The sequence below is a fragment of the Paraburkholderia silvatlantica genome (genome assembly GCF_003096715.1).
Lineage (GTDB): Bacteria > Pseudomonadota > Gammaproteobacteria > Burkholderiales > Burkholderiaceae > Paraburkholderia > Paraburkholderia silvatlantica.
Window position 1 is genome coordinate 150,315 of record NZ_QEOL01000005.1, and the last position, 25,021, is coordinate 175,335.

Below are 25,021 nucleotides of genomic sequence, written 5' to 3' on the forward strand. Positions count from 1 at the left end.
TCTCTGCGATGTCGCCGTATCGACTGTTACAGCTTCCCCGGCTGGGACATCGCGTTTATTCGCGTTTTGCGCTTACGTTCTTTCGAGGCCGGTTCTCGCGCACCTTGCGCGCGAACCGGAAATTCGCGCCGAATCGTAATCGTTTGGAAAGGACTGGTTAAGCTCAGCAAACGCATAGGACTAGCCGCCGGTTGACGCCCCGGTGCAAGAAACCGCTATTGGGTGCGGATCGATTCGGCGCGATGACGCATCGCAACTAGCGGATTCAATTGGGGAATGACTGTTTGGGAATCCATGTTTGCAAAGCTCGATTAGCAGGAAAATTGAACGGCAAGGCAATCGTCAAGTTATGAGTAATGGGCGGACGCGTATCGCATGCTGAAACGCGCGCCGATCGGAGAAGTCCGCCACAAGCCTTGCGTGGCGGGCGTCGCAGGCAGTTGCCCTGCGTATTGTTGCGCCGCCGGAGATAATGTTTCGGCAGTTAGCGGGGCGCTTCCTGAAATCGCTGTCACTAATTCGAGACAGCCTGTTTAATCCTTTTACAATGCTCGACGGGCGAGTTAGTCTGCTTTGGTCAAGAGTTGTTTTACTGTGCCGGGAGAATAACGTGAAAAGACTAGCCTTGACTTCCCTTTCGCTTGCCGCGCTCGGGGTGGCTGGCACGGCAGACGCACAGACCAGCGTGACGCTGTACGGCACGATCGACACCTCGATCACCTACGTCAACCACGCCGACGGCAGCAAGAACCTCTGGACGCTCGGCAACAGCAGCTTCGGCAATCTTTCCGGCTCGCGATGGGGTTTGAAAGGCGCCGAAGATCTCGGCGGCGGCCTCAAGGCGATCTTCCAGCTGGAAAACGGCTTCAACCCGTCCACGGGCGCGCTCGCGCAGGGCGGCAGGCTGTTCGGCCGACAGGCCTACGTGGGCTTGACGGCCGAGCAGTACGGGTCGCTTACGCTCGGACGGCAGTATGACCCGCTCATCGACCTCGTGCAGGGCATCACGGCGGACAACTATTTCGGCTCCGTGTTCGCAACGCCGGGCGACGTCGATAACTACGACAACAGCTTCCGCGTGAACAACGCCGTCAAGTACACCACGCCGGTGTGGAGCGGCCTGCAGGTCGCGGCGATGTATTCGTTTGGCGGTATTGCGGGCTCGACTGGCGCCGAACAGTCGTACTCGGCGGCGGTCAACTACACCAACGGTCCGCTCGCGCTGGCTGGCGGCTACTTCTACGCGACCAACAGCCAGGCCGTGAACGGCATTCGCACCGACGGCTGGACGAGCACCTCGGACGGCACCTTCGACGGCCCGATCAACGCCGGCTACGCCACGGCGCACTCGCTCACCATCGCGCGCGCGGCGGCGCAGTACCAGCTCGGCCAGTTCACCTTCGGCCTCGGCTACAGCAATGCGCGCTACTCGCCGGACGCGAGTTCGGTGTTCCGCGAAACGCAAAAGTACAACACCGGCCAGGGCTTCATGAACTATCAGCTGAGCCCCTCGCTGCTGCTCGGCATTGGCTACAGCTACACGCACGCCAATGGCGACACGTCGGCGAATTACAACCAGGTGTCGCTCGGCGCGGATTACAGCCTCTCGAAGCGCACGGACCTTTACATGACGGCGGCCTGGCAGCACGCGAGCGGCGACACCGGCAACGGCACAGGCGGCTCGATGCCGGCCGAGGCGTCGATCGGCTCGTATGGTTACGCGGGCACGTCGAACCAGACCATCGTGAACCTCGGGCTGCGGCACAAGTTCTGAATTCGCGTCCCGTTGCGCGCCTCGATTTACGACGCCGGATGCGCCACTTGGGCGGCGCATCCGGCGTTTTGGCGTTTGCGGCTCGGGCTTCGGCTCAAAGCGCGTCAAGCGCCGGGGCGTCGCGCGTCACGCCTCGCGCGAACGCCGGAGCGTGAGCAACGCGAGCCAGGCGGCGAGGCGCTCCATGCCGCGCCGCACGCCCGCAAACGGCGGCTGCCATGCGCTCGTGACGCTCACGCGTGCCGGCAAGGCGGTCTCGGTGCTGAGCCAGATGCGCTCGCCACGCTCGAGCCGAAGCGTCTCGCCCGGTTGCAGCCAGTGGTCGTACGGCGAGCGGGCGCGCGTGACCCACACCTGGGCCACCTGAACCCGCAGCGTGGCTGGCGCATTCACGCGCCAGGTGAGCGTGCGCATGGGTGGCACGGCGAAGTGGATCGATTGCGCGGGCAACGGATCGTCGAAGCACGCGGTTGCGTCCGCAACGGCGTGCGCAGCGGGCTGTGGGGCGGGTTGTGAAGTGGGCTGTGAAGTGGGCTGTGAAGCGGTCAGCGAGGCTGCCTGAAAAGCGTCATCCATCGTTTTCTCCAGTTTTTGGAGCCGACGAACGGAGCGCTGCCACCCAGAAAAACAAAAAGCCCCGTCGATGCCGGCGGGGCTTGTGATTTGCGTGATGACAGACTGCTAGTACGCACACCATCCCCGTGGGCTGCCCGTATGGGTTTTCCACGGATGATTCATCGTGTTTGCGATGACGAGGTGGGTGGCGAAAGTGTGCATGGGTCGAGTGTGCGGGGCGCCTTGCAGCCCTGTCAACCTGAAATGCTTAAATGGCATTGGCAGTCATAGTTTGTGTTGCGTGCCAGTCTCATTTGCACCTTTGCATGGCGCGATCGTGCCCTTCGATCGCACAGGCCCTTGCGGCCAGCACCGGTTTCTCACTAGCATTGATTGTTTTTCATGGAATCCGGTCGGTCGGGCCCACAGTGTGGGAGTGCTCCCTGATAAGCCCCGCAGCACCGAAGTCTTGTTGTGTGGAAACGACTGTATTTGATATATCACATACAGAATATTGCTTTTTGTCGCGATGCAGCATATGATTGAGTTATTCGATTACTCAATCATGCGGAGCTTCAAATGGATTTCGTTTCTCTCGCACTGTTCGGTGCGGCGGTTGTGGGTCTGGGTGCCGCTGCTACGGTCATGATCGCCAGGTGGCTGCCGCAGTCTGCCATTGAGCAGGCCGCGCAGCATGGCCGGTACGCTGGTTTGGGCGAAGCGCCGCGCGCCAGGGCCGTTCGTCGTGCACAATTCGGTCCGCGAATCCGTCCGCAGGTCGGAAAAGAGGTAATCAATGTCGTCAGAACACACTGAAGTTGTAGCAAGCCGGGAAGCGGCGCCGCTCAAGCTGGCGCTGCAGCCCATCAATGCAACGCTGAGCCTGCGCGATCAGGCTTACGCCATGCTCCGCCAGGCCATTGCCGACGCCGACATCTACCAATCGCGCGAGGAAATCCGGCTCGACGAGCGCGTGCTGAGCGAATCGCTTGGGGTGAGCCGCACGCCCGTGCGCGAGGCCATGACGCTGCTCGAGCAGGAAGGCTTCCTGCGCATGGTGCCGCGCCGCGGCATCTATATCGTGCGCAAGAGCAAGCGCGAGATTGTGGAGATGATCCAGATGTGGGCGGCGCTCGAAAGCATGGCCGCGCGCCTCGCCACGATCCACGCCACCGACGAGGAAATCGCGCGCCTGCGCCATATGTTCGACGACTTCCGTGACAGCACGCCCGCCGAACACATCGCCGAGTACTCGGACGCCAACATCGCGTTCCACCAGGCGATCGTCGAGCTTTCCCGCTCGCAAATCATCCTCGACACCATAAAGAACATCTTCGTGCACGTGCGCGCCATTCGCCGCATGACGATTTCGCAGAGCGACCGGGCTTCGCGCTCGATCGTCGACCATCTGCGCATTATCGAGGCGCTGGAGAAACGCGACACCGAACTGGCGGAAAAGCTCGTGCGCCAGCATTCGCTCGATCTCGCGGCCTATGTCGAGAAGAACTGCGATTTTCTGGATTGACACAGGCGGGGCGGCTGGCGCCGCGCATTCAACGTAAAACGGGAGACCTTGGGTCTCCCGTTTTACGTTTACGTCCCTTAGCGCCCATCCATGACGGGTCCAGTGACCGGCTCGCGTCAGCCGACTTTATGCGCATCAACCCCTGGCACCCCTGACCAAATCGCGCACTGACGGCCATCCTTCACACGGAATCTGGCATATCAGATGTGCTAAATGCTCGGGGTTTTCCCTTGTGTGCGACGCGTCAACATTGTCGAACTTGCGCCAAGAGCATGCTGGATAAGGCTTCGACGAGATCCTAATGGCATTCCCGATAGGCAATTCCCCTCTTGCTTCGTTCTGATATATCACATACCGTATTGCTCAAGGACGCAGATGACGCGCCACCGCGCGAAACGCCTCTGCCCACGCAACCCCACCGATTTTCGAAAACTCGCCCGGCCACGATTAGATAAGGAGACATGACATGGGCAAGGCATTGAACGGCGTGCGCATTCTCGATTTCACGCACGTGCAGTCGGGACCCACCTGCACGCAACTGCTCGCCTGGTTCGGCGCGGACGTGATCAAGGTAGAGCGCACAGGCGCCGGTGACATCACGCGGGAGCAGCTGCGCGACCTGCCGGACGCGGACAGCCTCTACTTCACGATGCTCAACGGCAACAAGCGTTCGCTCACGCTCGACACGAAGAACCCGCAAGGCAAGCGCGTGCTGGAGCGGCTCATTCGCGACTGCGACGTGCTGGTCGAAAACTTCGCGCCGGGCGCGCTCGAGCGCATGGGTTTCAGCTGGGAACGTATCCAGACGCTGAACCCGCGCATGATCGTCGCCTCGGTGAAGGGCTTCGGCCCCGGCCCGTACGAGGACTGCAAGGTCTACGAGAACGTCGCGCAGTGCGTGGGCGGCGCAGCGTCCACGACGGGCTTCGACGACGGCCCGCCGGTCGTCTCCGGCGCGCAGATCGGCGACAGCGGCACGGGCCTGCATCTCGCGCTCGGCATCGTCACGGCGCTCTATCAGCGCACGCACACGGGGCGCGGCCAGAAGGTGCTCGCGGCCATGCAGGACGGCGTGCTCAACCTGTGCCGCGTGAAGCTGCGCGACCAGCAGCGGCTCGAGCGCACCGGCGTCATGAAGGAGTATCCGCAGTATCCCAACGACGGCTTCGGCGAGGCCGTGCCGCGCGCCGGCAATGCGTCGGGCGGCGGCCAGCCGGGCTGGATTCTCAAGTGCAAGGGCTGGGAGACCGATCCGAACGCCTATATCTATTTCATCGCGCAGGCGCCCGTCTGGGACCGAATCTGCAAGCTGATCGGGCGCGAGGAGTGGATCGACGACCCGGACTACGCCACGCCGAATGCGCGCCTGCCGCGCCTGAAGGCGATCTTCGACGAGATCGAGCACTGGACCATGCATCGCACGAAGTTCGACGCGATGGCCGTGCTCAACCGTTACGACATTCCGTGCGGCCCGATTCTCTCGATGAAGGAGATCGCCAGCGACGAATCGCTGCGCGCGAGCGGCACGATCGTCGAGGTGGATCACCCGGTGCGCGGCAAGTACCTCACGGTGGGCAATCCGATCAAGCTCTCGGACAGCCCGACCGAAGTCACGCGTTCGCCGATGTTGGGTGAACACACCGATGAAGTGCTCGCCGAATTCGGCTACACGATGGACGAGATCCACTCGCTGCGCGCTTCTGGCGCCGTCTGAAACCAGGGAGAAAACATGGAAACGTGGATGCGTTTGATGGCGAGCGACGGCAGCATCGTGTTCGGCCGCGTCGAGAACGGTTACCTGCACGAATACGAAGGGCTCGATCAGCCGGTGCCCACCGGCGCGGTGCTGTCGCTGCGCGCGCTCACGCCGCTTGCGCCCTGTGCGCCCGGCAAGGTGGTTGCGCTCTGGAACAATTTTCACGCGCTCGCCGCGAAACTCGAAAAGCCGGTGCCGTCGCACCCGCTTTTTCTGATCAAGCCGGCGGCTTCCGTGATCGGCTCTTCGGAATTGATTCGGCGTCCTGCTCACTATGCGGGAAAAATCGTCTTCGAAGGCGAACTCGGCATCGTGGTCGGCAAGCGCTGCCGCGATGCGAGCGTCGAGGAAGCCGAGTCGGCAATCTTCGGCTACACGATCGTCAATGACGTCACGGCCGCGGGCCTCATCGCCGAGAATCCGCACTTCCCGCAATGGTGCCGCGCCAAAGGTTTCGATACGTTCTGTTGTCTGGGCCCGGCTATCGTTTCCGGGTTCGACTGGCGGCGTGCGCGCGTCGTCACGAAACTCGACGGCGTGGAGCGGCAGAATTATCCGCTCGACGACATGGTGTTTTCGCCGGCACAGCAGGTGAGCCTCATTTCGCAGGATCTGACGCTCGAACCGGGCGACGTGATCGCGTGCGGCACCTCGCTCGGCGTAGGTTCGATCGTTGATGGCGCAACGGTCGAGGTCACCATCGAAGGGATCGGTACCTTGAGCAATGCGCTGGGCGCCGCGTCGGTGCAGATCGAGTCGCTCGCTGCCGTAGAGGGCGCGGCTTGACGGCCTGAAACCAGGGACGCGCGCGGCAGCGATGCCGCGCGAGGAGGAGAGATGCTGGAGCAACTGGCTCGCGAGCTGGCGTGGTTGGGTGCCGGCGCGCTGTTCGCGTGGCTCGGTTGTGCATTTGCACAATTGTCGGCGCTCGCGCCGGTGCGCGCGTGGCGTTCGTCGCGATCTCGCACTGCGACGCGTTGCGCGAGGCGTGCTGGTGCGCCGCACAAGCATCGGCTCGCCTTCGCCATTTCGTTCGCATTGCTACTGACCGTGCCGCCCGGCGCGATCGCTGCGGGCTGGATACATGCGCCCGACGCGACGGTCGCGGTCGAAGCCGGCGTGCTGGGCGGCTTGTGCCTTGCGGGCCGGCGCGACCTCACGCGGCGTGCGCGGGCGGCGGCGCTGCTGGGTGGTGTCTCGGGCGCGTGTGCCTTGACCGGCGCGTTCGTTGGCTACGTATTGCAGCCCGAGCGTAGTCCTGGCGAACGTGTGGCGCTGTTCGTCGCGGCGGCGACCGGCGCCATGCTGACCGGCGGCGCGCTGAGCCTGTTCAGCCGCGGGGCGCAAGCGAGCCGCGCGGTGCGCAGGCGCATGCCGTTCGGCCGCGGCGACCGCATCATGCATGCGATGGCGCTGCTGCTAGGCGCGGCGCTCGGCTATGGATTTCTGAGCGCCCGTGCTTCGCCCGATTTCGAAATCTCCGTGCTCGTCGCGGCGAGCGTGCTGTGCGCGGCGCTGGGCGCGCGGCTCATGTGCGGCGCCCGCCGACCGCGGCTCGCACGCGCGGGCGCCGTCGAGGCGTCACCGCCACGCGAGCCCTTCAGCACGACATTCAATGCAAGTTTTGCGGGTGTGCCGGATGAAATGCTGGTCGCGGCCTGCGGCAGCGGCGCGTTCGCCCCCCCCTGGCTGGCCGCTGGCGACACGCCTCACGGCGGCGGCGGGCGCGCGGGTCATCACGCGTCGCAGGACTTGCCACGGCGGCGGCGCAGCCGGGGCGGCGCGCTGCGTCAGCGGCAAGGTCCGCATTGACGTCGTCTCGAACTGTCATGCGCGCCACCACCGACGAAGGTGGCAGCGCCACGAGACCATTTGCGGGACCAGGGATAACAACAGAACGCGCAATATGACGCGAACGATTAGTGGTGCCTGATGATTTCTGGCGCAGCCATCAAACCTTACTTATGCAAACTCGCTTCTGACACTTTCGTAATGTTCTCGATGAGCGCTGCGCCTTCCTCCATGAGGAAGCGCTTGAACGCGAGCGCGACGGGCGGCAGGCGCTTGTTTTTCCGGTGCACGACGTACCAGTTGAGCATCACCGGGAAGCCTTCGACGTCGAGCACGGTGAGGTGACCGACCTGCAGTTCGAGGCTGATGGTGTGCGCCGAAAGAAAGGCGATGCCCATGCCCGCGATGACGGCCTGCTTGATCGTCTCGGTGCTCTGGATCTCCATGGCGATCTTCAGGTTCGTGATCTTCCCGGCGAAGCCTTCTTCCATCGAGTTCCACGTGTCCGAGCCGCGCTCGCGCACGATGAACGCCTCGTTGGCGAGCGTGCTGAGCTTGATGGCGCGCTTGTTGGCGAGCGGATGCGTGGGCGCCGCAACGATCACGTACGGGTGGGGCGCAAACGGCTCGTTGATGGCGTCGGTCGCGTGCGGCGGACGAACCATCACGGCGAGATCGGTCTGGTTGGTGGCGAGCTGCTGAAGCAGCTGCTCACGGTTGTGCACGGAGAGATTGAGAGCGACGCCCTTGTAGCGGCGCGTGAATTCGGCCAGCAGACGCGGGAAGAAGTAATCGCCGGCGCTAATGACGGCGACGTTGAGCTTGCCGCCCGAGACGCCTTTTAGCTGGCTCATCGCCTCGTCCACTTCGTGGAACTGCTGCATGATCGCGCGGCTGTAGTGCAGCATCTCCGTGCCCGCGGGCGTGAGATAGATCTTCTTGCCGAGCTGCTCGAAGAGCGGCAGGCCTGCGTGATCTTCGAGCTGCCGAACCTGCGTGGAAACGGCCGGCTGGGTGAGATGCAGTTCCTCCGCAGCACGCGAAAAACTGAGATGGCGCGCCACGGTCTCGAAGACCTTGAGCTGGCGCAGCGTGGCGTTTCGCATCGTCATGGCCGAACCATAAAGGATACTGAATCCACATAATAACAAACTTTAATTGTGAGTAATTCAGCAATCACCCTAGCATAAGTTGAAAGGAGTCCGAATGCCGCGCAACACGCTCGAAGCTATGTTCGGGTTAACGCTCGGAAATACGGGTTCATAAGGGACAACGCGTAGAAAAGCCCTTGTTTTACGATGTTTTCAGGGGTCGAAGGTCATGCCAGGGTGAACGAGGATTGACGAATTGTCATTCGGATTTTTGATTCAGCCGGCAAATAAAAGACACAGTGCGGCGAAGTGAAAAGTTAAAACCATAAGTCTGAATTTATGCAGACCCGTAATCATGCAGGCTGCAATGAATAGATAGCGGAGACAAGCGATATGAATGCAATCGGTCAGAGGAGCGAGAGCGGTCCGTTCTGGACGAACCGCTGGTTTCAATTGGTGGTGGGCATGCTATGCATGGCGCTCGTTGCCAATCTGCAGTACGCATGGACGCTGTTCGTCGCACCGATGAACTCGCGCCACCACTGGGGCCAGGCGGAGATTCAACTGGCGTTCTCGATTTTCATCTTGACTGAAACCTGGCTCGTGCCGGTGGAAGGCTGGCTCGTCGACAAGTTCGGCCCGCGTCCGGTCGTGGCGGGCGGCGCGGTTTGCGCAGGCCTCGCCTGGGTGATCAACTCCTACGTCACGACGCTGCCGATGCTCTACGTGTCGGCCGTGATCGCGGGCATCGGCGCGGGCGGCGTGTACGGCACCTGCGTGGGTAACGCGCTCAAGTGGTTCCCGGACCGCCGCGGCCTCGCCGCGGGCCTCACGGCTGCGGGCTTCGGCGCCGGCGCCGCCGTGACAGTGATTCCGATTGCGAACATGATCACGCGTTCCGGCTACGAGCACACGTTCTTCTTCTTCGGCGTGCTTCAGGGCGTGTCGATTCTCGTGCTCTCGCTCCTGCTCGTGAAGCCCGTGACGCGCCCCGTAGCCGCGGCTGGCCGCCGTCTCGTCTCGCGCGTCGACTATACGCCGGGGCAGATGGTCAAGCAGCCGGTATTCTGGGTGATCTACATCTGCTTCGTCGCGGTGGCCGCCGGCGGCCTGATGGCAACGGCGCAGATCGGGCCGATCGCCAAGGACTGGGGCCTCGCCCGCATCCCGATGACGGTGTTCGGCATGACGCTGCCGCTCCTCACGCTCACGCTCTCGATCGACAACATCTGCAACGGCTTTACGCGTCCGTTGTGCGGCTTCATCTCCGACAAGATCGGCCGTGAGAACGCGATGTTCCTGATCTTCGTGGGCGAAGGGCTCGCGCTGCTCGGCATGATGCAGTTCGGCACGAACCCCTATGCGTTCATGACCTTCGCCGCGCTCATCTTCCTGTTCTGGGGCGAGATCTTCTCGATCTTCCCGGCCATCTGCGCGGACACCTTCGGCAGCAAGTACGCCGCATCGAACGCCGGCACGCTGTACACCGCCAAAGGCACGGCGGCGCTGCTCGTGCCGGTCGCCTCGGTGCTGTCCGCCACGGGCGGCTGGAGCGCCGTGTTCATCGCGGCTGCGGTCATCACGATCGCGGCGGGCGTGAGCGCCAAGTTCTTCCTCGCACCGATGCGCAAGCGTCTGATCGAGCAGAGCAGCGAAGCCAGCAATGAAGCCAGCAACGAGCCCAACGTGACGCTTGCCACGAATACGGGCGCAGGGTTGTCGCCCTGGTCCAACCAAAGCGGCGAGTGAGGCGCGCGGGCCCGCCATGTCGATGAACGTATCGCTCCAGCAACTCAAGGTGTTCGTCGCGGTGGCGCGGGCGCGCAGCTTCACGCGCGCCGCGCGCGAGTTCGGGCTTACGCAGTCGGCGGTGAGCCGCTGCGTGCGCGAACTGGAAGAAGCGGTCGAACTCAAGCTGTTCGACCGTACCACGCGCCAGGTCGAGCTCACGCTCGCGGGCAGCGGCTTCGAGCGGCGCATCGGCCGCTTGCTCGACGAGATCGAGATGGCGCTCAACGAGGGCCGCGACGCGCACCAGGCGCATAGCGGCGTGGTGCTCGTGGCGAGCAACCCGGCGCTTTCGTCAACCTGGGTGCCCGCCGCGCTCGCGCGGTGCGCAGCGGCGTTTCCTGCGCTCACGCTGCAACTGCAGGATCTGCCGCAGGCGTCCGTGCTGCAGGCGGTCGAGCAGGGCGAAGCCGACTTCGGCGTGATCGCGGAAAGCGTGCCGTTCGCGAGCGGCAATCTCGATGTGCAGCCGCTCTCGGCCACGCCGCTTTGCGCGCTCTTGCCCGCCCACCATCCGCTTGCGCTACAGGGGGCGCTGAGATGGGACGATCTCGCGCGCGAACCGCTCGTTACGCTCAATCGTGACGCGGGCTGCCGCGGCGCAGTGATGCGGGCGCTGGACGGTCTGCGGCCTGAGGGGAGGCCGCTGCAGGAGTTCGCGCACGTGGCGGGCGTGGCGCGCATGGCGCAGCTTGGCATGGGCATCGGCGTGTTGCCGGTGTGCATGGACGGCGCGCGCGGGGGGCATGCGCATCGCGCGGGCGACGTTGCGCACGCAACATGTCACTGGCCCGCGCCCGCGGGGCCGCTCGTTACGCGCTTGCTGCATCCCGTCGTCAACGTGACGACGATGCTCGTGCGGCGTCGCCATCGTTCGCTGCGGCCTTGTGCTCAGGCGGCGTGGTCGCAGTTCATGGCAGACGGGGCAGTCGCGGAGGGTTCTGACGCACAGGTCTCATTGCCGGATAGCGAAGCGCTGCCGGAAACGTCCATCGACGGCTCGCCGATGCGTGGCTCGAGCGGAGCGCCGATGCGTGTCGCGTTGCGCGGCGCAGATACGCCGCCACCGCTCCGGGTAACCCGCACCCACGCCCGCATCGAATAGCGCGCGTTTCCTTCTTCTGCAAAACAACGCGGGTCGCTCGAAGCGATCCGTTTGTTTTTTCCAGCACCGGAACCGGCGCAAAAAAAAAGCGGCGCACGCGCCGCCCCTTCACCATGACTGACGTTACGCCGGCTGCATCGCCATTCGCTCGCGCTGCTTGACCAGTGCGAGCACGGTGTCGATGGCAGGCGTCGGCTCGCCAACCAGCCTGCCCATTTCCTGCACGACCGTGATCAGCGGATCGATCTCCATTGGCCGGCCGGTTTCGAGGTCGACGAGCATCGAGGTCTTGTGCGCGCCCACCGCGCCCGCGCCGTCGATGCGGCGCTCCACATCCACTCGGAAGTTCACGCCGAACTGCTCGGCAATGCGCTTGCCTTCGAGCATCATCGTGCGCGCCACGGAGCGTGTGGCCGGGTCGCTGGTGATGACGTCGAGCGTGGCGTGCGTGAGTGCGCTGATCGGGTTGAAGCAGAGATTGCCCCACAGCTTGAGCCAGATTTCGTCGCGGATGTTCTCGCGGATCGGCGCATCGAACCCGGCAGCCTGCATGGCTTCATGAAGCTGGACAATGCGCGGCGTGCGCTCGCCCGAAGGCTCGCCAATCGGAAACTTCTTGCCGTACACGTGACGGATCACGCCAGGCGCGTCGATTTCGGCCGCCGGATAGAGCACGCAGCCAATCGCGCGCTCGGGCGTGAGACGGTTCCATTGCGCGCCGTCCGGGTCGATGCTTTCGAGCCGCGTGCCCGCGAACTTGCCGCCATGCTGGTAGAAGTACCAGTAGGGAATGCCGTTGGTGCCCGTGACGATGGCCGTGTGCTTGCCGAGGAGCGGCTGCATCGCGTCGATCACGCCGGCCACCGAATGCGCCTTGAGCGTAATGATGACGACGTCCTGCACGCCCAGTTCGCGCGGATCGGACGTGCAGCGCACCTTCGCTACGTACTCCTCGCCGTCCATCAGCAGGCGTGCGCCGTTCTCGCGCATGGCGGCCAGATGCGGGCCGCGCGCAACGAAGCTGACATCGGCGCCTGCGCGTGCGAGTTGCACGCCCATCATGCCTCCAATGGCGCCCGCTCCAAAGATGCAGATCTTCATGTTGAAACCCCAATGACGTTGAAAACCGCTTGTCCGCAGGGCGTTTCGCGAGCGTTAGGGAAAAGCCGTCCGCTCGCCGCGACCCCGGACGATGGTTTGAGCATAGGGGGTGCTGTCGATTAACGACAGTTAAAGTTTATCGCCAAAATCATCAAGAGAAGCTTATGGACGAAGGGCGCCTGACGAGGCTGGTCAGGCGCGCCGCACGAGCAGAAAACTCACGCCGATCAGGCCGAGAAATGCTCCGCATGTGCGATTGAACCAGCGGCGCACCGTAGTGCGCGTGAGCCAGCGGCCGAGGTACATGCCGGCGAGCGAGTAGAGCGCGATGGCCGCGCATTCGAGCACGAGAAAGCTCGCGCCGAGCACGCCGAACTGCGGCGCGATGGGCTTGGCGACATCGACGAATTGCGGCAGGAAGGCCGTGAAAACCAGAATCGCCTTGGGGTTGCCCGCCGCCACGAGGCACTCGCGCCACGCGAGGCGCGCGAGCGAGGCGTCGCCATCCATGTTCTCGCCGATAGGGTTGGCGTCGCTGCGCCAAAGCTGCACAGCGAGCCACACGAGGTAAGCGGCGCCCGCGAGCTTGATGACGAAGAAGACCGCCTCGGAAGCGCGCAGCACCACGGCAAGACCTGTGGCCGCGAGCGCGATCATGGCGGCGAACGAAACGAGCCGGCCCGTGCCGCCGAGGAACGCACGCAGGAAACCGTGCCGCGCGGCCACGTTGATGGAGAGCAGATTGTTCGGCCCCGGCGCCATGTTCAGCGCGAAGCAGGCGGGCAGAAAGAAGAGCCAGGCGGTGAGGGACATGATGGCGCTCGAAGAACGTTAGCGCCGTGCGCGGCGCGCCGTGAATCTCGCCATTCTAGCGCGGTCGGCGCGCTGAGCCTTGCCGCTCAATAGAAAACCGGCAGCATGAGAAAGCGGGCAGCACGTTGACGAACAGTACGCACACGAGGGCGGCCAGTTCAAACGCGGCGCCCGGCGAGGCGCCGGTGCCGGCCACGTTGCTTGCACGAAAGGGGCCCCACGCTTAAATTGGCAGGCATTCACAGGCGAAAATCCGCCGCCCATGCAGGACGAATATCCCCCGCATTTCCCCGTTTGCCAGGATGGCGAGAGACCGTACAAGAACCGGAGAAGGTCATGAATGGGAGCACCGTTGCTGAACGCGAGGCGGCCGGGCGTGCCGCGCGCGAGCGCTCGAAACGTTCGAGCCACAAGGAAACCGGCACCATCAAGCGCGATCCGCTCGCCCTGCTGCGCTCGAGCAGCGAAGGGCGCGTGCCGAACCTCGTGCAGCTGCGCTACGGGCGCATGATCGTCTCGCCGTTCACGTTCTTTCGCGGCAGCGCGATCCTTCAGGCGCACGACCTCGCGGGTGTGCCCAACACCGGCATGACGATGGAGATTTGCGGCGATGCGCATCTGCTGAACTTCGGCGCCTTCGCCACGCCCGAGCGTCAGCTCGTGTTCGATCTCAACGATTTCGACGAAGTCGCGCCGGGCCCGTGGGAGTGGGATGTGAAGCGCCTCGTGGCGAGCTTCGTCGTGGCGGCGCGGCACATGCGCTACTCGCGCGGCGTGGCCGAGGAACTGGTGATGACGGCTGTGACCAGCTATCGCGACCGCCTGCGTCAATACGCGGAGTACGGCGCGCTCGATCTCTGGTACGACAAAATCACCTTCGACCGCATGGTCGAAACCGCGCTCACGCCCGAAGGCCGCCGCCTGATCCGGCGCGGCATGGAGAAGGCCGCGAATCGTACGCACGAGAACCTGCTCGAAAAGCTCGCGCAGCGCGATGGCGACCACTGGACGATTCATGACGCCCCGCCCGCGCTCTTTCATGTGCACGGCGTCAACACGCTGTTCGAACCCGAAGACGACTGGTTTACGCTTGGCGACTGGCGCACGTTGATCGAGCCCATGTACGAGGACTACGCGAAGACACTCGCACCCGACCGTCGAGAACTGCTCGATCACTTCACGATTCAGGACCTGGTGTTCAAGGTGGTGGGTGTAGGCAGCGTGGGCACGCGCTGCCTCGTGATGCTGCTCGTCGATCATCACGAGAAGCCGCTCTTCCTGCAGGTGAAAGAGGCACGTCGCTCGGTCGTTTCGCAGTACTTCAAGTCGCATTCGATCAAGCACGAAGGCGCGCGCGTCGTGCACGGCCAGCGGCTTTTGCAGGCAGCGAGCGACATCTTCCTTGGCTGGACCACGGGGCCCGCGGGGCGCCATTTCTATGTGCGCCAGTTGCGCGACATGAAGCTCTCAGTCGATCTGCAGTTGCTCGACAGCACGCTGCTCTGCGGCTATGCACGTCTATGCGGCTGGGCGCTCGCACGCGCGCATGCGAAGTCGGGCAGCGCCGCCATCGAAATTGCTTCGTACATTGGCCGCAGCGACCAGTTCGCAGAGGCGCTCACGAGCTACGCGTTCAGCTATGCCGACCAGGTGGAGCGCGATTACGACGTGTTCCTCAAGGCCGCACGCAGCGGCGCGATCGTCGCGCGCAGCGACGAGGACATGGCGGCGGATTTCCGCGTGTGAGTCGCAGCGTGCATAGAGAGGGACAGCACATCTTGAAAGGGCGATATGTCGAGCCGCTTCGCACCGGGGTGTCCGGTTCACGTTTGCCACTCGGTATCGGTTGCTTTGTTTGCTCCATATGCCGCGCGACACAAGGAAGGGAAAGCCCCGCCGAAACGGGGTCATGGCGTGAGCCTTAGTGCATCATGCGCGCCGAGTGTTCGTCCGGACTTGTGCAAGGTATTTCGTCGCCGGATATCCACGCCTCATGACTCGGGCTATATACGCCCCATAGAGACTTATCGCGCTCCGTAGGCTCGCGGCAAACGTTGACGCGTGAAATTGCCAGCTTTAACGTTGCCTCGAATTCATCGTCACTCAGTTCGTCAATGGCTTCCAGTTCTTCCTCATACTTTGGCAAGCCGATTGATCTTAATTCGTTGCGGATGAAATCAAATGCCCATTGATTGAATAGAAACGTAATTTCGTCTGTATCTGCAGGCGGCTCAAATGGCAGTGGAACATACCGAATACGTGGTGCCCCCGTTTTAACGATGATCGAATGCGCGTCTTCAAACGAAAAGCCAAACGTCATCATGCAGAATAGCTTGCCGTTGCACGCTCGAACGTGTTGGAGCAAGTCAAATTTCTGCAACGAAATTATTCCCCAATTGTTCGAATCATCCGACGCGTAGTACTTGTTGCGCATATGCGCGTATATTCCTGCGAGAATGCGCGACGTGAAGATAGCCGGCCCGTCGTGTTTTCCGTCGCCGACCCCGACCCAAGCCGGTTCAATGAATAACCCCCTTTCGTTGTAGCGTTTTCGCACGACAAGCCACAGGGACATTGGGGCGATGTATTGCGTTTTTGTTTTCATGTTCTTAACCAGATATGTAATTTTGTCGCGTGCTTGCGCGGTCGAATTTCCTCGACGAAGCAGGACTGATGTTAATTTAATTTTGAGAATTCAAACGGATTCTCGGGGGTTAAAAAGTGAAGTCTTATTTCCTTGTTAATTGGATTAAATCGTGCGTGATCAAAAGCATAGTACGCAACAAGCAATCCTACGCGTGCATCTTTCGCTTCGTTCCAAAGATAAGTATTATTTGGGAAGGCAATTCTACCGTCAGTCATGGCCAGTACAGCCTTGCATGAGGAGAGTAATGCAGGTAAATGAAGAAATGCAGGCTTGCGAGTTAATGGAGCCATCAAAAGATATATCTGTTGATATCTATCAGCCTCACCTGATCCGCTGCCGTTTCCCTCCAGGCAGAGAAGCTGTGGATGGTTGCTCTTCCTCTCGGAAACGAACACGCGAGCAGCGCCAGGATATATGTCCACAGTTCGCAAGCCGGGAAATGCCGTTGCTTGAGAAAATTTATATGTTTTTTTATTGACGGTTATTTGATTCGATGAAATTAGAATATCTATCGTTTTTCCGCCTATAATCTCCTGAAAATTTGAATAGATATCGTTCTCGCCATCATTGGAATAGATTTTCCCTTCTTCGTGTTTTAAAGGGGCATTGAACAGTGCGCCAGGCTGGGTAGCGTAGAACGCGTCATAGTCATCGTAAATATCGGTGGCATACACATTTGTAAGTGCGGCGAAGAACATTGCCACAAGCATCGCGAACGTCTTCATCGGTACGCCTTGCCTCCCGTTGCATGTATGTAGTCCGGATTGTGATTCCAGAAGATGGTGCTTCCGTGTGCTGCTGTAGAAACCCATACTGAATCGTAACGGCCTCGCTCGGAACCATCGACAACTTGACCAGTCTTCTTGTTTTTCACTTTCCAGCGAACAACAAATTCCCGGCGATTCTCTGGCACGCCGAATAGGTTATGTGAAGCATCTCCCCACTTAAAGCCGTCTCGGACCTTAGGGTGCTTGGCATAACGTGTTTTGAAATCTAACCCGTCCCACCAGAACCCTCCATTCGAAGGGTCTGGCCCACTATTGGCCAGAGCTTTCTCTGCCCAGTCAACCGCCAGCATCATCGCCGCCTCCAGCTTCAAATCTGCATCAGACGTTTTGATAAGCTTGTTAAACCGGGCGTTTGAACCGTCCCATGCGTAGGCATAGTTTGGATCTGCTATGCGTAGTTCGGATACCGTCTTGTTGTCCCACGCGCGACATCTGTTTGCTACAGCAAATGCGATACCGCCAATTTCATCCGAATCGTTTGCCGTAGATGCTTCGCCGTAAGCGATAGCCGCGAGGAGGCGGACGTCTTTCTCAATCGCTCTGCTCACCGAACGTCCCCCCTTCGCCATGCAATGAACGTAAGGCCTGGAAAGTCACTCTTCGAGACTGCAATTGTTTTCCCGAAGTAAAGTGACTCATTGTCTGCTAGCGATGCACCGTCGCTTAGTAACCTGTAAGTCATTCCATCGACCGGGGCACCCGTCTTCGCGTCCACTATTTCGAAGTACTGTTCGAGTTCATAGGTTGCGGCGCTTGGTGCTCGCAGATTGGGCGAACTGTTTCCAGATTCCGACAGTTCGTGCGATTCGAACACATGCCACGCGCTATCCTGTGATGCGAGACACACAGGCGGCGGGTCGCATTTACAAAGACAAATATCGCCGTCCAGTGCTTGCTGTTTGCCCATCATGGTCGCAGGCCGGTGTGGCCCCTTCCAGCCGATTACTCCCGTTGAATTGCAGGCGGGGCACCATATCTGTGCGCCTATGAAAGTTATCGGTGTGCCGTGGTGTGTGCACCTATCGACGCCCTCCAGTACCGTGCCCCCGGCAGTGGTCTTGTCGCCTAGTTTCAAAATGGCACGCCTCACACGAATCCTCCCAAAATACGCTTGAGTTTTTCCGATATATCCATGCTGCCTCCCCCAGGAAGTAGGCGAAAACGACCGGCCGGTAACTTGACCGGCGAACTGAGCGGGCGAACACGCGCGCTCGTCTGAGATGTTCAAGCCCTGGCGCGGAGCGAGATATCGGACTGCTCTGAAAAAAGGTGCGTACAAAGGCAGCGCTATTTGTTACGGGTGGCCGTGTGTATTTGATTTGATATTCATCAAATCGCGCTCTATATGGAAATTCTGATATCGAAGTCTTTCACGCGATCATGCGCACCGGCTTGCATTTCCAATGCGGCCGGGCTGCTGTGCGGCTGCATCGCCACAACATGCACGGCATAAACGCCCGGACACGGGAGCAAAGACCGCATAACGCGAGCCGGCACGGGCTGCCGGTACAATCGCGCGCAGAGGGGGAGCGCTGCTATGCGCGCGCTCCATGCGAACGAACGAGAGATCCATGGGAGATACGGTTGAAGCGCGAATCAAAGCCGCTGGGTATCGCCAGAAGGGCGTGCGGCCACATGCGCTGCGTTGCGCTCGCGTGCGTCTGTGCGTTTGCAGGCGCGGCGCATGCCGATGAACTGGAAAGCCCCACGCTGCGCAAGATTCGCGACACCGGGACCATTGTCATCGGCGTGCGCGAGGCCACCGTGCCGTTTTCTTATATGGCCGGCGGCGAGCACGCAACGGGCTACTCGTACGAGATCGCCCAGCGCATCGTGGATAACGTGCGCGAGGCGCTCAAGCTCCCCGGGCTGCGCGTACGCGAACTCGTCGTCACGCCGCAGAACCGTATCACGCTCGTGCAGAACGGCACGGTCGATCTCGAATGCAGCACCACGACGCACACGCGCGAGCGCGAGAACGACGTGGCGTTTTCCAACAGCATCTTCGAGTACGGCGTGCGCATGCTCGTGAAGCGCGGATCGCCGGTCAAGGACTTCGGCGATCTCGCGGGCCGTACGGTGGTCACGACCGCCGGCACGTCGGAAGAGCGCCTGCTGCGCCGCTGGAACATGGAGCGCGCGATGAACATGCGCATCGTCGTCGCGAAGACTCACGGCGATTCCGTCGAAGCCGTGCGCTCGGGACGCGCCATTGCCTTCGTGATGGACGAGCCGCTGCTGCACGCCTCGCTCGCGACCGGTTACATGGCGGGCGAAACGCCGGGCGCGCCCGTCGCGCAAAGCGCGCGTAACCTGAACGACGCGCACGTTTTCGCGATCGTCGGCACCCCGGTCAGGTCGGAAGTGTACGGCTGCATATTCCGGCGCGGCGACACCGCCTTCAAGCGCATTGCCGACGACACCATCGCGAAGATGGAGCGCTCGGGCGAGGCGCTCGCGCTTTACCGGCGCTGGTTCGAGTCGCCCATTCCGCCCGCGGGCGTGAACCTCGACTATCCGGTGTCGGAACCGATGAAGGCGCTGTTCGCGAATCCCAACGACCAGCCGCTCGATTGAAGGTTCAACCGAAAGAAAGAGGCAACGATGAGTGATAAGGGACAACGCAAGATCGCACTGGTGACGGGCGCGGGCAGCGGCATTGGCCGCGCGTGCGCGCAAAGGCTGCTGGCCAACGGCTTTGCCGTCGTGCTGACGGGCCGGCGGGCCGCGCCGCTCGAAGCGCTCGCCAGCGAGGCCCGCGCGCGCGGCGAAGAGGCACTGGCGGCGCCTTGCGACGTGACCGACGCGGCAGCCGTCGAAGCGCTCTTCGAGACGATTCGCACACGCTATGGCCGGCTCGATCTGCTCTTCAACAACGCGGGTCGCAACGCGCCGGCCGTCGACATCGACGAGCTTTCGGTGGACGACTGGCGCGCCGTGGTCGATACGAACCTCACCGGCGTATTCCTGTGCACGCGCGCGGCGTTCGGGCTCATGAAGCGGCAGACGCCGCGAGGCGGGCGCATCATCAACAACGGCTCGATTTCGGCCCATGCGCCGCGGCCGTTCAGCGCCGCCTACACGGCCACCAAGCACGCGATAACTGGCCTGACGAAAACCGTTTCGCTCGATGGCCGGCGCTACGACATTGCGTGCGGGCAGATCGACATCGGCAACGCGGCGACCGAGATGGCCGAGCGCATGGCGCGCGGCGTGCCCCAGGCGAACGGCGAGATCGCCGTCGAACCGCTGATGGACGTGGAACTCGTGGCCGACGCGCTCCTGCATATGGCGCAACTGCCGCTCGAAGCGAACATCCAGTTCATGACGATCATGGCGACGAAGATGCCGTTCGTGGGGCGCGGCTGAGCGCGCAGGCCGGGCGGCCGCTGCCGCACGCACGGCCGCCGCGTCCCGTATACTGGACGCTGAACCACCCTGAACCACCCCACTACGCCCGAGCGCCCATGTCTTTGCCCCCGCGTCCGGACGATGATCCCCGTCCCGAGCCGCCCGTATGCCCCGATAACGACGACTGCTGCCATAGCGGCTGCGACCCCTGCATCTTCGATCTGTACGACGAGGAGTTCGGCCGGTACCGCGCCGCGCTGGCCGCGTGGGAAGCGCGCGAAGCCGAACGGCAGGCGCAGGCGAAAGGCCCGCGCAAGCGGGCCGCAAAACCGGCTTCGCCATCGGCCGCGCCGCCGCACAGCAAGCCGCCGCGCTGAACTGAATCGCTCCCTGCCGCCATGACCGAATCCATCCTCGTTTCCAACGCTCCCGCCTTCGACGCCGCCGCCCTCGACGCGCTGCAGGCGTTCGTCGAGCGCCATCCGCGCCTGTTCGTGCTGACGGGCGCGGGTATCAGCACGGATTCGGGCATTCCGGGCTACCGCGACGAGAACGGCGCCTGGAAGCGCTCGCCGCCCATCACGCTGCAGGAATTCCTCGGCTCCGAGAGCATGCGGCGCCGTTACTGGGCGCGAAGCCTGATCGGCTGGCCCACGGTGGGTCTCGCGCAGCCAAACGGCGCGCACCGCGCGCTCGCGCGTCTCGGTGCGGCGGGCTACGCGCGCACGCTCGTCACGCAGAACGTGGACGGCCTGCATCAGCGCGCGGGCAGCCGCGACGTGATCGAGCTGCACGGCAGCATCGCGCACGTGCATTGCCTCGACTGCGGCGCGCAGTATTCGCGCGCCTCGATCCAGCCGGAACTCGAGGCGCGCAACCCGGCCATCGTGGGCGCGAGCGCGGAACCCGCCGCCGACGGCGATGCCCATCTCGACTTCGACGGCGCCAACGCCTTCCACGTGCCCGCATGCGCGGCGTGTGGCGGCATGCTCAAGCCGTCGGTGGTGTTCTTCGGCGAGAATGTGCCGCGCGAGCGCGTGGCGAGCGCCTCGAATGCGCTCGACGAGGCCGACGCCGTGCTCGTGGTCGGCTCCTCGCTCATGGTCTACTCGGGCTACCGCTTCTGCGCGTGGGCGCAGCAGCGCGGCAAACCCGTGGCCGCGATCAACATGGGCAAGACGCGGGCCGACCCGCTCCTCGCACTCAAGCTCGAAGCCCCCTGCGCCGCCGTGCTCGACGCGCTGGGGGCGCGCCTCGTGCCCTGACATTCCCACGACCCTACGGAACCGACGACATGCTGACTACGCTAGCCGACCTCGAAGCGCACTACGGCACGCCGCACGAACGCGCGTTGCGCAAGGAAATCGATCACGTCAACGCGGATTACCGGCGCTTCATCGAAAGCTCGCCGTTCGTCGTGCTCGCCACGGGTGGCCCGGAAGGCCTCGACTGCTCGCCGCGCGGCGACGCACCCGGCTTCGTGCGCATTCTGGACGAGCACACGCTCGCGTTGCCCGACCGTCCCGGCAACAATCGCGTGGACAGCCTGCGCAACGTGATCGCCGCGTCGCAGGTGGGGCTGCTGTTCATGGTGCCCGGCGTGGGCGAGATGCTGCGCGTGAACGGGCGTGGCCGCGTGAGCACCGACCCCGCGCTTCTCGCGAGCTTCGCCGTGGATGGCAAGCCGCCGCGCTCGGTGCTCGTGATCGACGTGGAAAGCGCGTACTTCCACTGCTCCAAAGCCGTCGTGCGCTCGAAGTTGTGGGACCCGTCGCGCCACGTCGAACGCTCGCACCTGCCGAGCGCGGGCGAGATGCTGCGCCGCGTGAACAAGGAGCAATATGGCGAGACGTTCGACGCCGAGACTTACGAGGCCGGTCTCGCCGAGCGCATCAAGAACTCGCTGTACTGAGTGAACGCCGACTGAACGCCGACTTGAGCCGAAAGACCGCAAAACGATGAACGAACCGCAAGCCGCCCAACGCCTGTGCGCGCCCGCCGCCGAGCGCAACGCCGCGCCGATCCTCGAGGTCCTGCGCGGCGCGCTGCCCGCGCGGGGCACGGTGCTCGAGATCGCGAGCGGCACGGGCCAGCATGCCGTCCGCTTCGCGGCCGCGTTTCCCGACCTCGTGTGGCAGCCGAGCGACCAGGACGCGCGCGCCCGCGCCTCGATCGACGCCTGGCGCGAGCATTCGGGTCTCGCCAACCTGCGTGCGCCGCTCGATCTCGACGTGCGCCGCGAGCCTTGGCCGGTCGACGCGGTGGACGCCATCGTCTGCATCAACATGATTCACATCGCGCCGTGGGAAGCGGCGCAGGCGCTCATGAAAGGCGCGGGCGCGCGCGTTGCTGCGGGCGGAGCGCTCGTTCTTTACGGGCCGTACCGGCGCGAAGGCGCACACACGGCGCCGGGCAACGAGGCCTTCGACGCCGATCTGCGTGCGCGCGACCCGTCCTGGGGCGTGCGCGACATGGAGGAAGTGGAGGCGCTGGCGCAGGCGCAAGGCTTCGAGTGCGAAGCGCGCGTGCCGATGCCCGCGAACAATTTCAGCCTGGTGTTCCGGAAACAGTAAGCAGGTCGGCAAACGTCCGGGGCGCATGCGCGCGTTCGCGCAGCGCCGCTACGTTTCCCTTATGCTTGCACGGTTGGCGCCCCGTTGCGGCGCCGTCTATGAATGAAGTGGAGAAACAACATGAGCAAACAGCCAATCGGCGTTGTGGGTCTGGCCGTGATGGGTAGCAATCTCGCGCTCAACATCGAAAGCCGCGGCCACGCGGTCTCGGTGTTCAATCGCAGCCGCGCCCGGACCGACGAGCTGATCGCCGAGTATCCGGATCGCAAGCTCGTGCCGGCGTACACGCTCGAAGAGTTCGTGGATTCGCTCGAAAAGCCGCGCCGTATCCTGATGATGGTGAAGGCCGGCGCGCCCACCGACGACACCATCGCCGCGCTCAAGCCGCTGCTGGAAAAGGGCGACATCCTGATCGACGGCGGCAACACGCACTTCACCGATACTATCCGCCGCAACCAGGAGCTCGCGAAGTCGGGCCTGCACTTCATCGGCACGGGCGTGTCGGGCGGCGAGGAAGGCGCGCTCAAGGGCCCGTCGATCATGCCGGGCGGCCAGCGCGATGCTTACGATCTGGTTGCGCCGATCCTGACGGAGATTGCCGCGAAGGCGCCGGACGGCGAGCCGTGCGTGGCCTACATGGGTCCGGACGGCGCGGGCCATTTCGTGAAGATGGTGCACAACGGCATCGAGTATGGCGACATGCAGCTGATCGCCGAAAGCTACGCGGTGCTCAAGCAGGTGCTCGGCCTCTCGAACGAGGAACTGGGCAAGGTCTACACCGAGTGGAACGAAGGCGAGCTCGACAGCTACCTGATCGAGATTACCTCGAAGATCTTCGGCAAGAAGGACGAGGCGACGGGCAAGGATCTCGTCGACGTGATTCTCGACCGCGCCGCACAAAAGGGCACCGGCAAGTGGACGAGCCAGAACGCGCTGGATCTGGGCGCGCCGCTGCCGCTCATCACCGAAGCCGTGTTCGCGCGCGTGCTTTCGTCGCTCAAGACGCAGCGCGTGGCCGCGAGCAAGGTGCTTTCGGGCCCCGACGCGAAGCCGTTCTCGGGCGACCGCAAGGCGTTCATCGAGTCGGTGCGCCGCGCCCTGTACTTCTCGAAGGTGATTTCGTACGCGCAAGGCTTCGCGCAACTGCGCATGGCTTCCGACGAATACAAGTGGGACCTGCAATACGGCACGATCGCCAGGATCTTCCGCGCGGGCTGCATCATCCGCGCGCGCTTCCTGCAGAAGATCACGGACGCTTACGCAAAGGACCCGCAACTCGACAACCTGCTGCTCGATCCCTATTTCCGCGACATCGCGGCCAACTATCAGGCGGCGCTGCGCGACGTGGTGATCCAGGCGGTGAGCGCGGGCGTGCCGGTGCCGGCATTCTCGTCGGCCGTTGCGTACTTCGACGGCTACCGCTCGGAGCGCGTGCCCGCCAACCTCGTGCAGGCGCAGCGCGACTTCTTCGGTGCGCACACGTTCGAGCGCATCGACAAGCCGGGCAGCTTCCACGCCGACTGGTCGTAAGGTCGCAAGACGAAAGGCCGCATTGTCGTTGCGGTCTTTGTTGGAATCGTAAGGTGAGTCCGCTGGACTCACCTTTTTTTATTACCGAAATCGCAACGGTGTTTTGATGAATAAGGGTTTTCCCTAGCACGACCGGACGCCTACACTGTAATCAATCGCTGACGAACACGGTGTTCCGAAGCGGACATAAAACAGATGGAGGTCCGATCATGAACAAGCTTATCCCCGCAGTTGTGGTTGCAGCCGCTCTCGCCATCCCGGCAATCTCGTTTGCCCAGTCGAGCGAGCAAGGCCTGACCCGCGCTCAAGTGCGCGCGGAACTGGTTCAACTCGAGCACGCTGGCTACAACCCGGCGGCTGACCATGTGAACTACCCGGAAAACCTGCAAGCCGCCGAGGCGCGCGTGACCCAGGAAAAGCTCGCCGCCGGCGACACCAGCGGCTACGGCGCACCGGCAGCCGGCACGTCGCAGTCGGGCGCGGCGGTGCAACCGGCGCAAGTGGCACCGAACCAGCGCATTTACTTCGGCCACTAAGCCCTGACCGAACGGAACCGCTCCAGGCGGTTCCGGCAAGCTACCCCCTGTAGTGAGTTGTCGCTGTTGCAGCAGAAGTGAGTAGCGAGTTGCAGTAGAAGTTGCAGTACGCAGTTGAGTTGTTGCACGCAGGAAGTTGCAGTAGGCAGTTGAGTTGTTGCATTCAGGAAGTTGCAGTAGGCAGAGAGCAGAAGGTAGTTGAAGTTGGCTGGCGCAGTGAGAGGTGCAGCCGTGCAGTTGCAGTACGCAGTAGACAGTACGTTGTTGCAATAGGCAGTCCAGCGCGGGCCGGTTTTC

The 25,021-nt window shown here is 62.9% G+C and carries 25 protein-coding genes; 17 read left to right on the forward strand and 8 right to left on the reverse strand.

The genetic code is table 11. The features are described 5' to 3' along the window. Positions 1-610 precede the first annotated feature (610 nt). A complete protein-coding gene (locus tag C7411_RS08840; RefSeq protein ID WP_110383438.1) occupies positions 611-1,774 on the forward strand; it encodes a porin in 1,164 nt (387 codons plus the stop codon). Between the two features lie 126 nt (positions 1,775-1,900). Here C7411_RS08840 and C7411_RS08845 read toward each other — a convergent pair whose 3' ends face one another. Next, positions 1,901-2,350 carry a DUF2917 domain-containing protein gene (locus tag C7411_RS08845; RefSeq protein ID WP_110383439.1) on the reverse strand — a complete coding sequence of 150 codons (450 nt, stop codon included), beginning with the start codon at positions 2,348-2,350 and terminating at the stop codon, positions 1,901-1,903. Positions 2,351-2,908: 558 nt separating this feature from the next. Between C7411_RS08845 and C7411_RS08850 the strand changes: the two genes are divergently transcribed. The 5 genes from C7411_RS08850 to C7411_RS08870 all read left to right on the forward strand — a co-directional run bounded on the left by C7411_RS08850 (position 2,909) and on the right by C7411_RS08870 (position 7,422). Continuing rightward, positions 2,909-3,145, forward strand: a complete 237-nt coding sequence (locus C7411_RS08850) for a hypothetical protein (RefSeq protein WP_110383440.1) — start codon at positions 2,909-2,911, stop codon at positions 3,143-3,145. After that, positions 3,126-3,854 (forward strand): GntR family transcriptional regulator, encoded by a 729-nt coding sequence (locus C7411_RS08855; RefSeq protein WP_110383441.1) that lies wholly within the window; start codon positions 3,126-3,128, stop codon positions 3,852-3,854. The genes C7411_RS08850 and C7411_RS08855 overlap by 20 nt, the downstream gene beginning before the upstream one ends. A 466-nt stretch (positions 3,855-4,320) precedes the next feature. Further along, positions 4,321-5,568 carry a formyl-CoA transferase gene (gene frc / locus C7411_RS08860; RefSeq protein ID WP_110383442.1) on the forward strand — a complete coding sequence of 416 codons (1,248 nt, stop codon included), beginning with the start codon at positions 4,321-4,323 and terminating at the stop codon, positions 5,566-5,568. 15 nt (positions 5,569-5,583) lie between these two features. Continuing rightward, on the forward strand, positions 5,584-6,396 hold the full coding sequence (locus C7411_RS08865; protein WP_110383443.1) for a fumarylacetoacetate hydrolase family protein: 813 nt from the start codon (positions 5,584-5,586) through the stop codon (positions 6,394-6,396). 51 nt (positions 6,397-6,447) lie between these two features. Next, positions 6,448-7,422 (forward strand): hypothetical protein, encoded by a 975-nt coding sequence (locus C7411_RS08870; protein WP_110383444.1) that lies wholly within the window; start codon positions 6,448-6,450, stop codon positions 7,420-7,422. A gap of 146 nt (positions 7,423-7,568) precedes the next feature. On the opposite strand, the gene C7411_RS08875 is transcribed toward C7411_RS08870, so the two are convergent. Then, positions 7,569-8,513 carry a LysR family transcriptional regulator gene (locus C7411_RS08875; RefSeq protein WP_110383445.1) on the reverse strand — a complete coding sequence of 315 codons (945 nt, stop codon included), beginning with the start codon at positions 8,511-8,513 and terminating at the stop codon, positions 7,569-7,571. Between the two features lie 372 nt (positions 8,514-8,885). Between C7411_RS08875 and oxlT the strand changes: the two genes are divergently transcribed. Together oxlT and C7411_RS08885 are read left to right on the forward strand one after the other, a co-directional pair. After that, positions 8,886-10,241, forward strand: coding sequence for an oxalate/formate MFS antiporter (gene oxlT, locus C7411_RS08880; RefSeq protein WP_110383446.1), 1,356 nt, complete (start codon positions 8,886-8,888; stop codon positions 10,239-10,241). A 22-nt stretch (positions 10,242-10,263) separates the two neighbouring features. After that, positions 10,264-11,385, forward strand: a complete 1,122-nt coding sequence (locus C7411_RS08885; protein ID WP_110383623.1) for a LysR family transcriptional regulator — start codon at positions 10,264-10,266, stop codon at positions 11,383-11,385. A gap of 123 nt (positions 11,386-11,508) precedes the next feature. On the opposite strand, the gene C7411_RS08890 is transcribed toward C7411_RS08885, so the two are convergent. Beyond that, a complete protein-coding gene (locus C7411_RS08890) occupies positions 11,509-12,486 on the reverse strand; it encodes a 2-dehydropantoate 2-reductase (protein ID WP_110383447.1) in 978 nt (325 codons plus the stop codon). Between the two features lie 192 nt (positions 12,487-12,678). Continuing rightward, on the reverse strand, positions 12,679-13,299 hold the full coding sequence (locus C7411_RS08895; protein ID WP_110383448.1) for a LysE family translocator: 621 nt from the start codon (positions 13,297-13,299) through the stop codon (positions 12,679-12,681). Between the two features lie 336 nt (positions 13,300-13,635). Between C7411_RS08895 and C7411_RS08900 the strand changes: the two genes are divergently transcribed. Then, positions 13,636-15,045 (forward strand): DUF2252 domain-containing protein, encoded by a 1,410-nt coding sequence (locus C7411_RS08900; RefSeq protein ID WP_110383449.1) that lies wholly within the window; start codon positions 13,636-13,638, stop codon positions 15,043-15,045. A gap of 175 nt (positions 15,046-15,220) precedes the next feature. Here the strand turns inward: C7411_RS08900 and C7411_RS08905 are convergent, their stop codons facing one another. From C7411_RS08905 to C7411_RS38885, 4 genes are all read right to left on the reverse strand, one after another. Further along, on the reverse strand, positions 15,221-15,904 hold the full coding sequence (locus C7411_RS08905; protein WP_133253626.1) for a hypothetical protein: 684 nt from the start codon (positions 15,902-15,904) through the stop codon (positions 15,221-15,223). A 71-nt stretch (positions 15,905-15,975) separates the two neighbouring features. Then, positions 15,976-16,671, reverse strand: coding sequence for a hypothetical protein (locus C7411_RS08910; RefSeq protein WP_110383451.1), 696 nt, complete (start codon positions 16,669-16,671; stop codon positions 15,976-15,978). Next, positions 16,668-17,282, reverse strand: coding sequence for a hypothetical protein (locus C7411_RS08915; RefSeq protein WP_110383624.1), 615 nt, complete (start codon positions 17,280-17,282; stop codon positions 16,668-16,670). The genes C7411_RS08910 and C7411_RS08915 overlap by 4 nt, the downstream gene beginning before the upstream one ends. After that, on the reverse strand, positions 17,279-17,824 hold the full coding sequence (locus C7411_RS38885) for a PAAR domain-containing protein (RefSeq protein WP_165822768.1): 546 nt from the start codon (positions 17,822-17,824) through the stop codon (positions 17,279-17,281). The genes C7411_RS08915 and C7411_RS38885 overlap by 4 nt, the downstream gene beginning before the upstream one ends. Positions 17,825-18,369: 545 nt before the next feature. Between C7411_RS38885 and C7411_RS08925 the strand changes: the two genes are divergently transcribed. From C7411_RS08925 to C7411_RS08960, 8 genes are all read left to right on the forward strand, one after another. Further along, positions 18,370-19,311, forward strand: coding sequence for a transporter substrate-binding domain-containing protein (locus tag C7411_RS08925; RefSeq protein ID WP_110383453.1), 942 nt, complete (start codon positions 18,370-18,372; stop codon positions 19,309-19,311). Positions 19,312-19,338: 27 nt separating this feature from the next. Next, on the forward strand, positions 19,339-20,103 hold the full coding sequence (locus C7411_RS08930) for an SDR family oxidoreductase (protein WP_110383454.1): 765 nt from the start codon (positions 19,339-19,341) through the stop codon (positions 20,101-20,103). 98 nt (positions 20,104-20,201) lie between these two features. Continuing rightward, on the forward strand, positions 20,202-20,462 hold the full coding sequence (locus tag C7411_RS08935) for an oxidoreductase-like domain-containing protein (RefSeq protein ID WP_110383455.1): 261 nt from the start codon (positions 20,202-20,204) through the stop codon (positions 20,460-20,462). 21 nt (positions 20,463-20,483) lie between these two features. Then, positions 20,484-21,350, forward strand: a complete 867-nt coding sequence (locus tag C7411_RS08940; RefSeq protein ID WP_110383456.1) for an NAD-dependent protein deacetylase — start codon at positions 20,484-20,486, stop codon at positions 21,348-21,350. 29 nt (positions 21,351-21,379) lie between these two features. Continuing rightward, on the forward strand, positions 21,380-21,997 hold the full coding sequence (locus tag C7411_RS08945) for a pyridoxamine 5'-phosphate oxidase family protein (protein WP_110383457.1): 618 nt from the start codon (positions 21,380-21,382) through the stop codon (positions 21,995-21,997). Positions 21,998-22,043: 46 nt separating this feature from the next. Then, a complete protein-coding gene (locus C7411_RS08950) occupies positions 22,044-22,658 on the forward strand; it encodes a DUF938 domain-containing protein (RefSeq protein ID WP_110383458.1) in 615 nt (204 codons plus the stop codon). 120 nt (positions 22,659-22,778) lie between these two features. Continuing rightward, complete coding sequence (gene gndA, locus C7411_RS08955; RefSeq protein WP_110383459.1) at positions 22,779-24,188, forward strand: NADP-dependent phosphogluconate dehydrogenase; 1,410 nt, start codon at positions 22,779-22,781, stop codon at positions 24,186-24,188. Between the two features lie 209 nt (positions 24,189-24,397). Further along, entirely contained in the window at positions 24,398-24,724 is a 327-nt protein-coding gene (locus C7411_RS08960; protein WP_110383460.1) for a DUF4148 domain-containing protein, read from the forward strand. Positions 24,725-25,021: the final 297 nt, after the last annotated feature.

What these genes read in the sequence shown, in the direction of transcription:
- C7411_RS08930 (WP_110383454.1), top strand. Translation starts at nt 19,339, where the DNA reads ATGAGTGATAAGGGACAACGCAAGATCGCACTGGTGACGGGCGCGGGC.
- C7411_RS08925 (WP_110383453.1), top strand. Translation starts at nt 18,370, where the DNA reads ATGCGCTGCGTTGCGCTCGCGTGCGTCTGTGCGTTTGCAGGCGCGGCG.
- C7411_RS08890 (WP_110383447.1), bottom strand. Translation starts at nt 12,486, where the DNA reads ATGAAGATCTGCATCTTTGGAGCGGGCGCCATTGGAGGCATGATGGGC.
- C7411_RS08845 (WP_110383439.1), bottom strand. Translation starts at nt 2,350, where the DNA reads ATGGATGACGCTTTTCAGGCAGCCTCGCTGACCGCTTCACAGCCCACT.
- oxlT (WP_110383446.1), top strand. Translation starts at nt 8,886, where the DNA reads ATGAATGCAATCGGTCAGAGGAGCGAGAGCGGTCCGTTCTGGACGAAC.
- C7411_RS08865 (WP_110383443.1), top strand. Translation starts at nt 5,584, where the DNA reads ATGGAAACGTGGATGCGTTTGATGGCGAGCGACGGCAGCATCGTGTTC.
- C7411_RS08895 (WP_110383448.1), bottom strand. Translation starts at nt 13,299, where the DNA reads ATGTCCCTCACCGCCTGGCTCTTCTTTCTGCCCGCCTGCTTCGCGCTG.
- C7411_RS08885 (WP_110383623.1), top strand. Translation starts at nt 10,264, where the DNA reads ATGAACGTATCGCTCCAGCAACTCAAGGTGTTCGTCGCGGTGGCGCGG.
- C7411_RS08900 (WP_110383449.1), top strand. Translation starts at nt 13,636, where the DNA reads ATGAATGGGAGCACCGTTGCTGAACGCGAGGCGGCCGGGCGTGCCGCG.
- C7411_RS08940 (WP_110383456.1), top strand. Translation starts at nt 20,484, where the DNA reads ATGACCGAATCCATCCTCGTTTCCAACGCTCCCGCCTTCGACGCCGCC.
- C7411_RS08960 (WP_110383460.1), top strand. Translation starts at nt 24,398, where the DNA reads ATGAACAAGCTTATCCCCGCAGTTGTGGTTGCAGCCGCTCTCGCCATC.
- C7411_RS08875 (WP_110383445.1), bottom strand. Translation starts at nt 8,513, where the DNA reads ATGACGATGCGAAACGCCACGCTGCGCCAGCTCAAGGTCTTCGAGACC.
- C7411_RS08910 (WP_110383451.1), bottom strand. Translation starts at nt 16,671, where the DNA reads ATGAAGACGTTCGCGATGCTTGTGGCAATGTTCTTCGCCGCACTTACA.
- frc (WP_110383442.1), top strand. Translation starts at nt 4,321, where the DNA reads ATGGGCAAGGCATTGAACGGCGTGCGCATTCTCGATTTCACGCACGTG.
- C7411_RS08855 (WP_110383441.1), top strand. Translation starts at nt 3,126, where the DNA reads ATGTCGTCAGAACACACTGAAGTTGTAGCAAGCCGGGAAGCGGCGCCG.
- C7411_RS08945 (WP_110383457.1), top strand. Translation starts at nt 21,380, where the DNA reads ATGCTGACTACGCTAGCCGACCTCGAAGCGCACTACGGCACGCCGCAC.
- C7411_RS08850 (WP_110383440.1), top strand. Translation starts at nt 2,909, where the DNA reads ATGGATTTCGTTTCTCTCGCACTGTTCGGTGCGGCGGTTGTGGGTCTG.
- gndA (WP_110383459.1), top strand. Translation starts at nt 22,779, where the DNA reads ATGAGCAAACAGCCAATCGGCGTTGTGGGTCTGGCCGTGATGGGTAGC.
- C7411_RS08905 (WP_133253626.1), bottom strand. Translation starts at nt 15,904, where the DNA reads ATGAAAACAAAAACGCAATACATCGCCCCAATGTCCCTGTGGCTTGTC.
- C7411_RS08950 (WP_110383458.1), top strand. Translation starts at nt 22,044, where the DNA reads ATGAACGAACCGCAAGCCGCCCAACGCCTGTGCGCGCCCGCCGCCGAG.
- C7411_RS08870 (WP_110383444.1), top strand. Translation starts at nt 6,448, where the DNA reads ATGCTGGAGCAACTGGCTCGCGAGCTGGCGTGGTTGGGTGCCGGCGCG.
- C7411_RS08935 (WP_110383455.1), top strand. Translation starts at nt 20,202, where the DNA reads ATGTCTTTGCCCCCGCGTCCGGACGATGATCCCCGTCCCGAGCCGCCC.